General features: G+C 55.1%; 4 protein-coding genes. All 4 read left to right on the top strand.

Annotated elements, in window-relative coordinates; all coding sequences use genetic code 11:
- The first annotated feature begins 186 nt into the window (after nt 1-186).
- Nucleotides 187-5163 (top strand): hypothetical protein, encoded by a 4977-nt coding sequence (locus A2273_00820; GenBank protein ID OGF06783.1) that lies wholly within the window; start codon nt 187-189, stop codon nt 5161-5163.
- Between the two features lie 739 nt (nt 5164-5902).
- Complete coding sequence (locus A2273_00815) at nt 5903-10114, top strand: hypothetical protein (protein OGF06782.1); 4212 nt, start codon at nt 5903-5905, stop codon at nt 10112-10114.
- Nucleotides 10115-10395: 281 nt separating this feature from the next.
- Complete coding sequence (locus tag A2273_00810) at nt 10396-11901, top strand: hypothetical protein (protein OGF06781.1); 1506 nt, start codon at nt 10396-10398, stop codon at nt 11899-11901.
- Between the two features lie 4 nt (nt 11902-11905).
- Complete coding sequence (locus A2273_00805; protein OGF06780.1) at nt 11906-16699, top strand: hypothetical protein; 4794 nt, start codon at nt 11906-11908, stop codon at nt 16697-16699.
- The last annotated feature ends 9 nt before the right edge of the window (nt 16700-16708 follow it).

The following is a 16708-nucleotide window of genomic DNA, read 5'->3' as shown; positions in this document are numbered from 1 at the left end:
AAAGTGTCAGAATTAATTTAGAAAAATATTTTTAACACATTAAATAGCAATAAGTTAAAATAGAGAATAAAATTAATGACGGCATATAAATTGCATATATAATAGATTTAATATCGTAATATCGTAAAAATTAATCAATAAAAGGAGAAAAACATGGCTAGAAAAACTAGCGTATGGTTAACCGGCTTGGTGCTGGTGACAGCTCTGGTAACTATCTCCCTGGTGGGTCTGAAAGATGTTTCAGCCTATAAGTTGGATGCTACTCAGAGCGCACCGCAGGCGACCAAGGCCACTGTCGTTCCGGCGGCCAAAACCGTCAGCAACGGCCAGGCTGTTGCCCTTAGCGAGAATCCCCAATTCATCGGCGAGAATAAAATTGCGGTAGGGGTTCAGCCCTACGCCAATGCCGGCGTCATTGAGTTCTCCAACGGCTACAAGATCAACACCAGCGAGGGCGAGCCCAAGCTGCCGACCGACCTGAAATACGACGCCCCCAAGGGCGACGAGTTCACCTATTACATCGTTCAATTCAACGGCCCGGTGCAGGAAGCCTGGCGCAAGGGCCTGGAGAAGGCCGGGGCCGAGGTGATGTTCTACCTGCCCAACTACGCCTTTGTGGTCCGGATGAACCAGACCATCGATAAAAATATCCGGGCCTCAAAAAGCGAGGTCAAATGGACCGGGCTTTATCAGCCGGCCTATAAAATATCCCCCCGGCTGGCCTCCAAAGCCAAGGATGGAAAGATCCGGGCCTCCATCAACCTGTTCAGCCCGGAGGATGTCAGCGGAGCGATAAAGCAGATCGAGGCCATCGTGGGCCACAAGATATTCTACAAATCAACCTTTGAGTGGGAACCCGGCAAGTTCAACAAGAAGATCTTCGTTGACATCAGCCTGGACAAGACGAGCGCCCTGGCCAACCTCAAGGGGGTATCCTGGATGGAGCCCATGCCCGAGTTCAAGATCTATAACGCCAACACAGAGGTGACGGTGCAGAACGGCGTGCTGACCGCCAACGCCCGGCCTTTCTGGGCTTTGGGCATCAGCGGCGAGGGCCAGCTGATCCAGAACTTAGACACCGGCTGCTCCGAGGCCAATGAGTACTTCCGGGATAACGCCAACCGCAAGTCCACCTGGTACTGGGACAACACCCACCGCAAGGTGGTGGGCCAGCAGCCGGGCGCCCGGGCCGACGAGATCGAGCTGGGCTGGGCCGCGGGCACCATGTCCAAGTTCGGTGACGAATCGGCCAATGCCTACCACGGCACCCATACCACCGGCAGCAACTGCGGCAACGACAGTTCGATACTTGCCGGCACCTATGAAGGAATGGCCAAGCACGCCAAGCTGGTGTTCATAGACGGTGGCGGAGATTCCGGCTCGGTTTACGGCACCTGGGACATAAACCTGGTGGGCTCCTGGGGCTGGGACAGCACCTACAAATACATCAACCAGAGGGCCTGCATTTCGTCCAACTCCTGGGGCAGTGATGACGGCGGAACCTACAGCAGCAGCTCCATGGAGTCCGACCAGTTCATGTGGAGCCACAAGGACTACCTGTGGGTGTTCGCCAACGGCAACACCGGCACCGAGGCAGTGCCGCTGTCCAAGGCCGGCTCGCCGGCCACCTGCAAGAACGGGGTGGCGGTGGGCGCCGTTGCGACCGCCGGGGCCGGCGGCCTGGGCGGGGCCAATACCAAGGCCACCTTCTCCAGCTGGGGCCGGTTGTTGGACGGAAGGCTTAGCCCCACCGTCAGCGCCCCGGGGGTTAATATCATATCGGCCGACGGCGACGGGGCCGGCACCCGCACCATGAGCGGCACCTCCATGGCCTGTCCGATCGTGGCCGGGGGCACCGCCCTGCTTCGTCAATATTTTACCGATGGCTGGTATCCCACCGGAACCAAGATAGCCGCCAACGGCTTTACCCCCTCGGCCGCCTTAATGAAGGCCACCCTGGCCATCAGCGGCGACAGCACCACCAGTTGGGCCGGTTCTTTCGTGCCGGACTCCCTGTTCGGCTGGGGGAGGGTCAACCTGGACACCGCCCTGTACCTGTCGGGCAACCAGGTAAAGCTGCTGGTCAACGACAACCGGACCGGGGTCAATACCGGCGAGGCCGTGGAATACCTGGTGAACATCCCGGTCGGGGCCAGCGGGCTTAAGATATCACTGACCTGGACCGACTATCCCGGCAGCACCACCGCCGCTAAAGCATTGGTGAACGACCTGGATCTGGATGCCTACAATCCCGCGGCTGCCCGCTACCGCGGCAACCGCTACGGCACCGTACTGCCCCGGCAATCGGTCACCACCGCCACCAGCAACGATGACATTGACATCCTGGAGGGCATCAAGGTGGTTGCTCCGCCGACTGGGATCTGGAGGGTGAGGGTCACCGGCAAGAACGTGGCCATGGGACCGCAGCCCTTTGCCCTGGTGATCACCTACCGGACCGCCCTGCCGGCCATGGGCAAGGTTTATCTGGATAAAAATTCCTACGACACCCCCATCGGCGGCGGAGTGGGCGACACCCTGCGCATAGAGATTCTCGATCCCAACAATATCCTGGCCTCCAACAACGTGGCGGTTTACGCCAAACTGGTGGAGACCACTCCGGAGAACGTCTCCTGCGTCAAGGTGGGCGACGGGCTGTTCCGGGGCAAGATCGCCCTGTATAACGGAAATCCGGTGAACGGCGACGGACGTCTGAGCGTGGATTACCTCGATTCCGTCAGGGTGGTGTATGTTGATAATATACCGGCCGGCGCAACCGATACCGCCTATGCCAGCATCAACGGCGGGACCTTTACCATCACCAATGTCCGGGCCGGCGACACCCAGCCCCCGGCGGGGAGCATGAAGCTGATCATGTGGAACACTTCGCAGAACACCACCAGCCGGGTCTATTATGGCACCACCACCGCTCTGGGCAGCATCGCCTCGGTTGATACCCCCCTGATGACCAATAACGTAGTAACCCTGACCGGGCTGGCCGCCAACCAGATATACTATTACGACGTGGAGTCCAAGGATGCCGGCGGCAATACCCTGCGGGACGACAATGCCGGCCGCCATTATATGTTCAGCACCGGCGGCGGCAGCGGCCAGAACGACGTTCTGATCTGGATGTGGGACGATAACGGCTTTGCCAACTCGTTCATTCACGCCGATTATCTGACCTCGGCCCTGACCAAGGGCGGCTGGGGCTACGACTGGTGGTCCAGCCAACTGCAGGGCGCGGTTACCACCGCCCAGCTCAAAAAATACAAGGCGGTGTTCGTTCAGGTGGCCCAGGACGGTTCGTCGGGCGGGACCTATCCGGCCTTTACTCCGGCCCAGCGCGATACTCTGATCGCCTATCATAATGCCGGAGCCCGCTTCGCGGTCACCGGCAACGACATCGGCTGGGACACCTGGGAGAATCAGGCAATAGGGCCCGACCTGCAGTCCGACACCATATTCTGCCGCAACTATCTGCATTTCGTCTACAAGAGCGATATTATAATCGAAAACGACGCTCTCACCGTTTACGGTATAACCGGGGATCCCATCTCAGGGGCCTACACCGGAGGGGTCAGCCACACCAGTTGGAGAGAGGGCGCCTGCGGCGACGGCATTACCAACTCTCAATGGACGCCAGGCTATTCCGGAGCGGCCGGAACCGGCAGTTCCGTCTGGGATTTCCCGCTGGCCGCTGATAGCTGCGGAACAAAGTGGCAATCCACCAACAATTTTGGATCCCTGGGCAACGGGGTGTGGGGCGGCTATCCCACCAGGACGGTTTTCAACGCTTTCGAGATCACCCAGTTGGAAGCGGCAATTCCCAACAGCGCCATCCGTACCGATATCCTCAATAAGATGTTCATCTGGCTGATCGGCCACGACCATCCCTATGACACCATTCAGACCCCGGTGGCCGGACAGGTATATACCGGCAACAGCATTCCCATCGCCTGGCGGGCCTATGCCAAGGGCGGGACCATCATCGACACCACCTGGGTGGAATACTCCAACAACGAAGGGGCCAGCTGGAACACCCTGCTTAAGACCACCTCTCTGGTCGCTTCGCCATACACCTGGGACATCACCACCCGGGAGAACGGCACCAAGTATCAGGTCAGGGTCAGGGTCCAGGACAAGGGACTTTATCCGGCCATGAGCGGCTTCGATACGGTGGGCAACTTCACCATCCAGCGGGTGGGCAACGACTTCACCGGGCCGGTGATAGTTCCCGGGACCATTAAATTCGCCCGCAACCCGGTGGGCAACCAGGCCGGCAACGGCTTCATCGTTTCCTGCGACGCCTCCGATTCCAGCACCGGGCTTTCCGGCATAGGCGCAGTCAGATGCTCGGTCCGGGTGGGCGCCAGCTCCCATATAGGCAATCTTTCTCCCACCGATGGATCATGGGGCAGCATCTACGAGAAGGCTCACGGCGGTATTTCAACCGATGGGTGGACGCCGGGCATCTACACCGTATATTTAAGGGCCCAGGACAATTCGACGGCCAAATCGGTCAACAACTGGGGGGCCTGGTCCACTACAACCCTGACCGTTCTAAGCGGCATCAGCACCCCGGGCGCGGTCTCGCTCTCCTCCTTCAACCATCTGGTCTCCACCCAGGGGGTGACCCTCAAATGGGCCACCCAATCAGAGCTGGATTCAGAGCTTTGGGAAATTGAGAGAAGCGCATCGGCCGCCGGACCCTATGTCAAAATTGCCGAAAAAGAGGCCCAGGGAACCACCAACCAGCCGACCGAGTACGACTACTTTGATGCCTCGGTCGCTCCCCAGAAGATTTACTATTACCAGCTGGTGGAGGTATCCCGGAGCGGGAACCGGACAGTTTACGGGCCGATAGAGGTCAGGACCCTGGGGCCGGCGTCATTTGCCCTGGGCGCTCCCATACCCAATCCGTTCTCCGGCCAGGCCGAGATCAGATTCCAACTGCCGGTGGCATCGAATGTCAGCCTGAAGATCTACAACATCACCGGACAGCTGGTCAATACCCTGGTCAACGAGGTCAGACCGGCGGGTTATTACTCGACCATATGGAATGGCAAGAACGATAAGGGCCAGACCATGTCCAACGGTGTTTATTTCTACTCGCTGGAGGCCGGCAGCTACAAATCCACCAAGAAGATCACGCTTATAAAATAGCCATTCTTGACCTGAAATTGACGCCCCTGAAGGCAGGGGCGTCAATTCGTTTTAGGCTATTGCCAAACTGTCGGCAAATTTCACTTTCGTCTATTATCTGTTATCCCAGTCCTCAAATTGTCATTCCCGCCCAAGCGGAAATCCAGGGGTAAACGTCGGCGGGCCTGTCCGCCGCAGTTCGCCGATGGCGAACGTAGGAGGAAATCCAGAAAAACCTGGAGGCCTGCTGGAGTTTATGCTGAATGTAATGAAGTGCAGGTATGACACACAAAACGAAAAGAAAGCAGGCCAAAGAGAGTTTGAAAATTTTGGCAAATTAGTCATTTAAAAGAGGGCTGACATGATAGTGCCGGCCAAAGCTATAGCGAAGGAGGAAGGGCTGGGTTAAGGTCATATGCTATGCCCTGGCCTTAGTCTGTTCACCGTCTTGGCTGTAATCTATTAAAACGACCATCCCATTCATTCAGGAAGCCGAGACCAAAGACCAACCGGAACGCAGATATGCGCTGATGGCTGCCGATTCACGCTGATATTTGAAAAAATAATCTGCGTTTATCAGCGTCCCGTTATGATCCCCCGTCCTTTCCTGAACCAAGGGGATAATCATATCTATTGAGGCGTGCTTTTAATCAGCAGGTCGTTTGAACCCGAAAGGCAAGGAAACTGTTGACATCCAATGGCGTTATGTCTTATACTTAAAGCTGTTATGAAAACATCCATCAATAATTCGGAGGGACCCATGAGAAAAATTTTGTCCATGGTATTTGTTTTATCGCTGGCGGCCGGCTGGGGACTGGCCCAGTCCGACCGGGCCACCATCAATGCCGGGGCGTTGAGGACCGACCTGTTGTCAAACAACCTGATGGGGGACACCACCGCCGCCCAGTACCTTCCGGCCGGGTTATTTCCCTATCATGACGCTAAGTCGCTGCTGAAACTGGGCAGCCTGTGGCTGGGAGGGTCCATCGACAATAAAAAACATTTCGGGGTCAGCGCCGGATATATCGATGGAAACGGCATTATCAGCAGCGAATGGAGCAACGACGGCAGCCTGATATCGACCGCTATTCCGGGGGCTGTTTCGCCACTGGAACTTTCAGCCGGTTGGTCGGACACCAGCAATGCCGCCAACCAGGGTATTAAGCTGGGCATCAAGGCGGATCTGACGGTGCATCAGTGGAGTTATTCGCCGATAGACAAATTTTACATCCTGAACTATAAACTGGAGAATGCCGGGGGCGAAAAGGTGGACAGCCTGTATGCCGGGCTTTACCATCTGCCCACTGTTTTCCGGGATGCGGCCAATAATTCATCCAGCCTCGATTTCTGCGGTTTTGACAGCTCTCCCGATCCGGTAAACGGGGGGGGGCGGAACCTGCTGTGGATCACGGCCGATTCTGTCTCCTGCTCCAACAGCTACGGGGTCAACCCCCAGTTTCTGGGCATCAGATTGTTGCAGGCAATGGATCCCTCTGGCAGCCCGTCCGGGCTGAGCGGGGCTTCCAGCTGGTTCGGCCTCAGGATGGAACCATACAGCGACGACGACCCCCTGAACCCCTACAGCAAGTATTTTTACCTGAGCCGGAACAGATCGGATGTGGCCGATATCCAAAAGGTCAATGCTCCGGTTACCACTTTCGATACCCTCAGCCTTGATTTCTTCGGCCAGGTTATCACCGATGTGGAGGGGGTGTGGGACGTCAACGACACCAACCATCTGGGCCTGAATTATTACACCGGAGGATCGTTCGACGCCGAAAAGGGGATGATCTATCTGGGGACGCCCAAGGCCGACCGGACCGCTCTGATCAACAGTGAGGAGATCTGGCCCAGCGACACCCTGACCCTGACGGTCTCGGTGACCCCGGTGGCCTCGGTGGCCGGAGTTTACGACAATCCACTGGATACCGGCGTCAACTATTACCCCGGAGGCAGTTTCGATCCGGCCAGCGGCCTGATCACCCTGGGCACCCCCTATTACGGCGGCGCCCAGCTGTATGTGGATTATTATTACCGGATAAACAATGTGGCGGTAACCTATAATTATTATTACAACAAGGTCATCACCACGCCCTGGGACAGCTACACTCTGCAGATAGATCCCTATGCGGTTCAGAATGTGGAAGGGGTCTATTGGTCCAAGGACAGCTCCGGCACCGGCACCAATTATTATACCGGAGGGTCGTTTGACAAGTCCTCCGGGATGATCAGCCTGGCGGCGCCGATAGATCCGGATACTTTGGTTTTTGAAAGGTATCCGACATTCATGCACGATGCATCCTGGCTTCCGCAGGATGATACCCTGGACATATCCGAGCTGGACCTGTCCAAAATAGTCGAGATATTAGGGGTTTTCGACGACGGCGATACCAATAGGTACACGGGCGGAAGCTACGATCCTGCCAGTGGCACCATCACCCTGGGCATTCCCTTTTCCTCTGACGGTTATCATAATGTTTATGTAACCTACCGCTATCTGGGACTTCCCAGCGTCTGGGTAAAAAATTACAAGCCGGAGCTTTCGGTCAAGAATGTTCTGACCTCGGTCGGCCCCTGGACCATGGATCCGGGCGATACGGCCAGAGCGGTCTTTGCCGTGGTGGCGGGAAATACATTATCCGAACTTCAGGCCGCCTCGGATTCTGCCCTTTATATCTGGAACAATCCATCAGTCACTATTTCGGCCCTGGCCGGATCGATCTCCGGCATGGTGGAAAGGACCGCCGGAAGGGGGCCGGTCTCCGGGGCCAAGGTGGTGGCCTATCAGGGTGTGGCGCCCATTGACTCGGCCTATGCGGATGACAATGGACGGTATTTCATCAGCAATATATCCGGCGGACTTTACGATTCGCTGGTGGCCTGGGCGGTAAATTATCTGCCTGCCAGCTTGAGCAATGTAACCGTCACCAATGAGCAGGATAATGGGGGAAACAACCTGACCCTGGCATCTTCACGGGCCGACCTGTCGGGCGACATCGTCCGGGCCGATGGGACCACTCCGGTAAAAATGGCTCGGGTCGATATCCGGGGGGCTAATATCGATTCCTCTTTTTCCGATGTTTCCGGGTATTATCGGTTTTCCGACTTGAAAATCACCGTCGGGGATACCCTGATCTTCACTGCTCCTTACTGCCTGACCGACACTGTGCCCGGCATCGTTTTGGCCGAGGATTCCGCGGCGGTCTTCAACCATACCATGCATTCCCTGACCGGCTGGATAGACGGCCTGATAACCAAGCTGGACGGCATCACTCCGATTGCCGGGGCCGTCATCCAGGCGGTCAGCGGGGTTGACACCTCAAACGCCGTTTCCGGCAGCGACGGAAGCTACAGCCTGAGCGGCCTGCCGGCCGGCAGTTATGCCGTAAGTTTTGCGGCCCCTTGGTTCGCCGGCGATTCGGTCTCCGGAGTGGAGGTGGTGGTCGACTCCACCACCATCGTCAACCAGATCCTCAAACAGGAGAACAATGTCAGCGACCTGATCTGGAAGAAGAAGTCAGCCATGCCGGGCTGGAGGTACGGGGCCGGAACCTGCCAGGTGCAGGGCAAGGTCTATGTATTCGGTGGGAGGGATTATCTGGGTGCCACCAATACGGTCTACCGTTACGATCCGGCGGCTGATACCAGCGGTGGGGATGCTTGGGCATCTCTAACTCCGATGTCTTCCTCCAGATACGGGTTGGGCGCTGCCGCGGTGGGTGACAGCATTATTTATGTGGTTGGAGGTTATGATAGCGACAGCATCGCTCTATCGGTGATAGAAGCCTATGTTCCCAACACCGATTCCTGGGTTTCCGGGCTGGCCCTGATGCCCACACCCAGGGCGTTTCTAGGAGTGGCCAGCATAGCCGATACCGTGTATGCGGTAGGGGGCTTCAACAGCGCCATACCTGGTTTGGATACCGTAGAGTTGTATCTGCCGGGTTCGGACAGCTGGGTGACCAAAAAGGCCCTGCTAGGCGGGCCGGGATTCGGGCGGGCCGGGATCGGCTTTGCCACCCTGGACAGCCTGGGGACCAAGCGGGTCTACTCCATCGGGGGACAAAAGGTGGATGGTTCTATTCTGCAGACCAATGTCAAATACAACCCCATAACCAACGCCTGGACCACCCGGACCTCGCTACCCTGGCTGGCGGCCTTCAGCTCGGCTGTTTCGGTGAATGATTCATTGTACTTTATCGGCGGCAAGAACATCACCGACGGCTATTTGAGCAAATTGGGGGTCTACAATACTTTTGCCAACAACTGGACGACCCTGGACGATTTCCCCCAGGCGGTGGCCTTCCATTCCTCGGCCGCCGTTGATTCGGCTGGCATCTGGATTTTAGGCGGTAAAACAGCCGACACCTACATTTCGGATGATATCTATTTTGGGTATAAAGCCGGAGGCATAACCGGTCTTTGCAATACCACCACCGACGGCCCGGTGATCGGTGCCTTGGTCAGCGCCATCTCCGATTCGAAGGTTAAAAACACCGAAGCTACCGATAATAGCGGCTACTACACTTTGGCCGGGCTGGAGCCGGGCCGGTACAATGTCCACATCTATAAGGCCGGGGTGATGGATACCGTTATTTCTGATGTGGTGGTGCGCTGGGGCAGGATTACAGACATCGGTCCCGTTACCGGGGTGTCCGGCGGCAAACCTGGCGCAGTGGTCTCCTCCTTTGCGCTGCAGCCTGCTTATCCCAATCCGGCCAGGGGTTCCTGCAATATAAATTATCAAATACCGTCCAATTCAAGAGTGGAACTGGCTGTATATAATGTCCTGGGACAAAAGGTAAAGACATTGGTTTCGGGCAGAATTTCTGCGGGCAGCCATTCGGTGAAATGGGCGGGGGACGACAGCCGGGGACAAAAGGTGGCCAATGGCGTATATCTCTATAGACTGCAGATGAATTCCGGAACGGAAAGCAAAACGGCCACCAAGAAGCTGGTGTTGCTTAGGTAAGGATTTATGCGCCGTATAAAAATATTTTTATACGGCGCTTTTTTGCTTGACAAATTTCGTACTTTAAGATAACATAATAAAAATTGAACGATAAGAGGTGCCCTATAGCCGGAAAAATGTCAGTATCACAGTCATCTTTGTTTCAAATGGTGAGCTATGGATACTGGCTATGCTTTAATTTATCGTCGTTTTGAAGCCGGTATCCGGATGATACCGGCTTCATTAATTATATCAACCGCAAATGATAACGGTGGTTCATGAGACATCTTAAAATTATTTTTATGATCGTAGCGGTCGCTGGATTTTCCCCCTTTCTGTCCTATGCCCAGGGTTGGACGGCCGACAGCAACCTGACCAGCTCCGACGGCGGATCATACACCACGAGCAATAACAGCCACAGCCTGGCGGTTTTCGAAAATTGGATCTATCTGGCCTGGTACGATTTCTATTCAAGCCCAAACAACATGGGCTGCCAGATCAGGTTCAAGCGATACGATGGGAGTGTCTGGTCCGGCGACACCACGGTCGGTTTGATCGGCAACAGCAGGCTCAACAACTGGTATCCTTCATGCGCTACGGATGCTGGGGGAAATTTCCACTTGGTCTGGGAAACCAACGAGTTCACCACCGATATCGAGAACTTCGAGATCGCCTACCGAAGGTACAGCAACAATCACTGGACGGGAATTACCAGGCTTACCGCCAGTTCCGGTCCGTCCACCAATCCCGCGATCGCAGTTGCCGGGGACGGCCGCCTGTTCGCCTTCTGGCAGGATAAAAGGGGCGGCCTTTATCGGGTTTACCATAAGATATATGCCGGATCCAGCTGGGGGTCGGAGGGCATCCTGGGAGAGAATGCTGATTATTGCGGGATGCCTAGCGTCGCCATGTGCCAGGGACTGCCGGCTGTGGTCTGGGAGGATTTCAGCTCCGGAACCTTTCAGGTAAGGTTCCGTAAAATGTCCACCAGCGGTTGGGAGGGCGACAGCCTTATCAGCCATAGCTCGCTGGGGGCATTCAGCCCGGCCATAGCCGCCGATAATTTCGGCAACATCCATGTGGTCTGGGAGGACTGGTCGCTTAACAGCTCCAAGATATGCTACCGCAAGTATTCCCTCCTGTCACGGAATTGGGGTCCGGAAACGGTTCTCAGCGCCACTGCTTCCCGGACCGAGGGCCCGGTCATAGTCTGCCGGGATAGCCTGGTGGACATCTTCTGGGCGGATGACCGCAGCGGCTACTACGAGATATATCACCGGCAGAGCGCCAACGACAGCTGGGGGCAGGAGGAGCCGGTGACCGATCAAAGGGCCTCGGCGGTATTGCCTTCGGTGGCTGCTGATCTCCGGGGAAATATGCACCTGGTCTGGACCGGTGATCAGCCGGCAGTCAATAAAAGCCCGGATATATTCATAAAAAGTTTATTTATAGATCCCTGGCCCCCGAAGGATGACGGCCTGTCAGACAGTGGTGCCAAATCCTGGTGCAGCATCACAACTTTTCCCAACCCTACATCGGACCGTTCGGTGCTAAAATATATCATAGCATCCCCTGCCGGCAGCCTGACGCGCCAAGCCCCGATATCTTACAATAGCAGGATGGAAGTTTATAATGTTGCCGGCCAGCTGGTCACTACGCTGTTCACCGGTGATTTAGCCGAAGGGGAACACTCCCTAGAATGGAATGGCCGGGACCGGGCCGGCCAGAAAGTGCCCAGTGGCATTTATTTTGCCAAATTGACGGCAGGGACGGCTACTTCGGTGGCAAAAATAATGGTAGTGAGGTAAAGGAATGAAAAAATACGCAGCGGTCATTGCCGGCCTTCTTTATTTTTCTGCAGCGGCCCTGGCCGGTATAGATATTATCAAATCCGATGAGTCAGGAATGATCCTTGAATTCGGGGCGGACACTATAAAAACCTCCCCGAGGCTTGTCGGCAATAGAATATACCACCAGATATCGGTGGACGGTTGCGCTAATACCATTGACTGCGGGAAACCGTCTTTGCCGCAGTACAGTATAATGCTGGCGGTCCCTTACAATGCTTTGGCGATCATCACCCGGATTGAGATGCTGGACAAGGAATATATCCCCGTAGTCCCTCTTCCCAGTCCGGCCCCGGCCGAAATGGACAACGGTTTTGTGATCGACCAGACAATATATTCCGGAAGGGCCCAGTACCCCGCTCAGGGGGCTATCTTAAGCAACCCGGGCTGGGCCGGAAACACCAAGGTATCGACGGCAACGGTTTTCCCGGTTGTTTTCGACCCGGCCAACTCCCGGGTGATCTTCAGCCGGAGGATCAGGGTCACCATAGAATATAAAATAACCGGGGCCTATCCCCAGGGTGTTCAGCCGACCCAAAGCCGGCTGAACAAGGTTTTACTTGGAGCCGTAGCCAATCCCAAACAGGCTGAAAAATGGGGTTACCGCGCTTTATCCAAGGCCGGCCAATTATCCTGCGACACCATGCCATATAAGATGTTTATCAAAAGCGACGGCATCTATAAAGTAGGCTATAACGAACTTCTGGCCGCGGGAATAAATCCCGACCTGACCGACCCCCGGTGTTTGAAAATAACCCATAAGGGCCGGGAGGTCGCGCTGTATTTTAAAGGACAGGCGGATGGGGTTTTCGATGCCGATGATTATTTTGAGTTTTATGGGCAGGCCAGCCGGGGCGACTCCACTTATTATCATCAGTTTTCCAACGCCAATGTGTATTACCTGTCATTGACCGGATCCTTAGGCGCCCGGATGGCGGAGGAGGAGGGAACCCCGGTTCTATCGGGAATGACACCGGCCAGCCACTTTTCGGAGACCCTCCATTTTGAAAAGGACAGCCTGTTCTACCGGCTGAGCAGCTTGAACAGCGATCAGCATGACCGGTGGTTCTGGAAAAGGCTGGATTATCCGGCCAGCGCGGTCATCGGACTAGATATTCCCTCCCCGCATATTTCTTCGGGCGACAGCTTTATCCTCAAGGGCAGCCTGCACGGGATCACCACAGACTGGCATCATGTCCAGTTGCTGCTGAACGGGTATTTGATAGCCGATCTTGCTTGGTATGAGCAGACCGAGAAAGAATTCAGCGTCAAATTCCCGGCAGCAGCAGTCATTAACGGGGCCAACAGTCTGACGGTCAAACATGATACTACTTCCAATACCAGCAACAAGATACTGATCAACTGGTTTGAAATCGATTATAAAAGGGGTTTCGCTGCCCCCGGCGGGGACCTGACATTCGCAACCGATACCAACATTTCCGATTCCCTGGTGCAGTATACCTTGACCGGATTGCCGGCCTACACAACCGAGGTTTACAAGCTGGGTATAAGCAAGATCGTCGGTTCGGCGATGACCCTGGGGGCCAGCGGCCTGGATTACGATCTGTCCTTTCAGGACAGGATATACGGCGATGAAAGATATCTGGTTATCCGGAGCGACAATAAAAGGAAGCTTTCCCCGGGTGATCTGGCGCCGAACAAAGCGTCAAATTTAAGGGATCCGGCATTCATCGGCACCGAATACGTCGTCATAACGTCGGATGAACTGACCGCCTCGGCAGGGAAGATGGTCCAGATCCGGGGGGCAAACTACCCCAATGCGATCTATGCGCTGACAACGGACATCTACGACGAGTTCAACGATGGAATACCATCCGACCGGGCCATCCGGGATTATCTTAAGTACGCTTTTGACAACTGGTCGATCCAGCCGGAATATGTCCTATTGATGGGCGACGGCAGCTACGATCCCCGGAATGTCATGGGGAACAGCAAGCGCGACCAGATACCGGTTCATCTCACCAGGACGGATTATTACGGCGGGATCGCCGATGATGATTACTTTGTAAGGGTCAAGGGAGATGATTTTCTGCCGGATATATCGATAGGTCGGCTGCCGGTGAATTCCAACCAGGAATTCACCATTTGGGAAAACAAAAGGCAGTTGTATGATCAGAGGTTGTTCCTGGACCGGTGGCACAAGGACATTCTTTTTGTCGCCGGATGGCCCCTCAATATCGAGGATAATTTTTACAGCCCCAGCGATAAACTGGCGGCCATGGTTTCTCCGGCATATGATATAGCCAAGGTATATCACGGTTCTGCCTATCAGAACAAGGAGGACCTGATAAACCGGCTTAATCAGGGGGTGGCGGTAGCGGTGTTTTTCGGGCACGGCGGGGCCCAGTTGTGGTCCCACGGGAGCTTCTTCTGGTATTATGATGTCCCCCGGCTGGATAACTGGGGGAGATGGCCCCTGATCGGATCTTTCACTTGCTCCTCGGGCGCTTTTGAGAGCCCGTTATATACCTCCATCAGCGAATCTTTCATTTTCAACAGCGGAGGGGCTATCGGGATTTACACCAGCAGCGGAGCTTCCTACGGGGACAGCATCACCGGTTGCGTCATGGAAAACACCTTTATGGATGCCTGGGATAGGAGGGGATTCAGGTATTTTGGAGACATTGCCTTGTCTTCCAAATATAATTTGGCCGGGGGGCTGCCGCCATCCGGCCAGACCCTGGACATGCTGGCCAGTTATAACCTGTTGGGCGATCCGGCCGTCCGGCTGGCCCTTCCGGATACCGGATTGAGGGTTGAAATATCACAGACGGCGGTTTTCCCCGGCGACTCCACCCAGGTAAAAATAACCGGGCCTTTTGGCCCCGGCCTGGCGGTAATTTCATTATATGACTCAGGCCGGAGAATTATTTTGCAGAATGCCTTCTCCAGCTCGGCGGGGCAGGCCCAAACGTACCTAACCATACCCGACTCGGCGCTTTCCGGGCAGGCTTACTTGAAGATTTATCTGAAGGATGACAATTCCGATTGGGTGGCAGTGGAGTATTTGGGCATAAGCCGGCCGGCCGTATCGGGGATCAAGATAATCCCTTCCGCCCCCACCGATATCGACAGCATACAGATCACCGGGATCGTCCAGAGCCTTTACGGCATCGATTCGGTCTGGTGCCGCTGGCACTGGGGAAGCTACAACGATACCACCGACACCGGAAACGTCTTTAATCAGTCATTGATGACCCTGTCCGGAGATTCCGCCAGGCTGAACAGCAAACTGTACCTGGCCGGGTTGGAGGGCAACTATCCTTCGCAGTCCGAGATCTACCTGGTGTTCCGTGTTTCGGCCCAGGATACTTTGGGCAATATCACGACCGGGCGCTGGGAAAACCACAAGATACTGCGCCGGGCCGATCTGACCCCCTCCAGCCAGGCTCAGGGGTCGGTTTACCTGGGCGGCAAGAGGGTGTTGACCATCAACGCCCCAATCAAGAACCAGGGGGATATCGATGCCGATTCGATCCCAGTATCTTTCCATCGTTCCGGCGATGATTCCCTGTTGGGTCTGGGCCTTATTGACGCCATAACCGCCGGAAAGGAAAAGACGTTAAGCCTGCCATGGACGATCGAGGGGGAGTTCACCCAGCTTTATTACCGGATAGATCCACTCCTGACCCTGGTGTTGCCGTATCCCCAGGAGGATACCACCAACGACAATTCGGCGGCCTATTGGGTGCCGTCACAGGATTTCTATTATTATCAACTGGATGCCAGAGGCAACAATCAGGATACCCTTGATTATTATTCCAAGATCAAAGCTTTTTTCCCTGATTCCTGCCTGCACGACAGCGCGGTAGCCATTATCGGCCGGAAGCTGTTCGATATAAACGGCATCGCCCAGTCCGGCTTGATCCCCTTTGACAGCTTGGGGCAGGCCTATTTTGTCGGGCTGACGGATTCCTCCCGGGCTTTTGAAAACAACCGGGCGCTTTGGGTGTCCCTCAAGCTGGACAATATAGACAGCACCACGGACTTGAACAACCTTAAACTTCTCAGAAATGACGATATTACCGGACTATGGCAGCTGATTCCCTCGCAGATTGACGGCAGCTATATCTCGGGATTTTCTCCCCAGCCCGGGACATTTGCCGCCATGTACTCCACGGACACCACCGGTCCGCAGATAACCGCCAAGGTGGACCAGCAGGCGGTAGGCTGGGGGCAGATTATCAGTGTTCCCGATCCCCAATATTCAGTCATGATCGAGGACCGGGATGGAATAAATGCCGATTCAATATGGCTTAAATTGGATAACCAGATAGTGAACCGGTCGGATTACAGCCTGGCGATCGATCCTGATAAAAGCCACAGTGTTCAGCTGGTATATTCCGCCAAACTGAAAAATGGAAGGCACAGCCTGGAGGCCGGCGCGGCTGACAATTTGGGCAACAAATCCTCCCTTAAAATATTCAATGATGTGAAGATAGAGTTTTCCCTTAAGGAAATCGCAAATTATCCCAATCCGGTCAACGGGGATATCACGACCTTTTATTTTTATGTGGGTGATGTGGCCGACAAATATGAACTTAAGATATACACTGTCGCGGGAAGGCTGATAAAAACCTTCAAGGGGGGATTGACCTCCGGGGTGCGTACTTTTGGATGGGATTTGCGTGATGAGAGCGGAAGGGGTGTCGCCAATGGGGTCTATTTTTATAAAGTCACCGTTTCCCAGGGGGGAAAGGTTAAGGAGAGGACCGGAAAGATGGCGGTTCTCCGGTAGGCATCCAAT

This window comes from Candidatus Edwardsbacteria bacterium RifOxyA12_full_54_48 (assembly GCA_001777915.1).
In the GTDB taxonomy this organism is placed as follows: domain Bacteria; phylum Edwardsbacteria; class AC1; order AC1; family EtOH8; genus UBA2226.
This window is presented reverse-complemented; position numbering and strand designations above follow the sequence as displayed.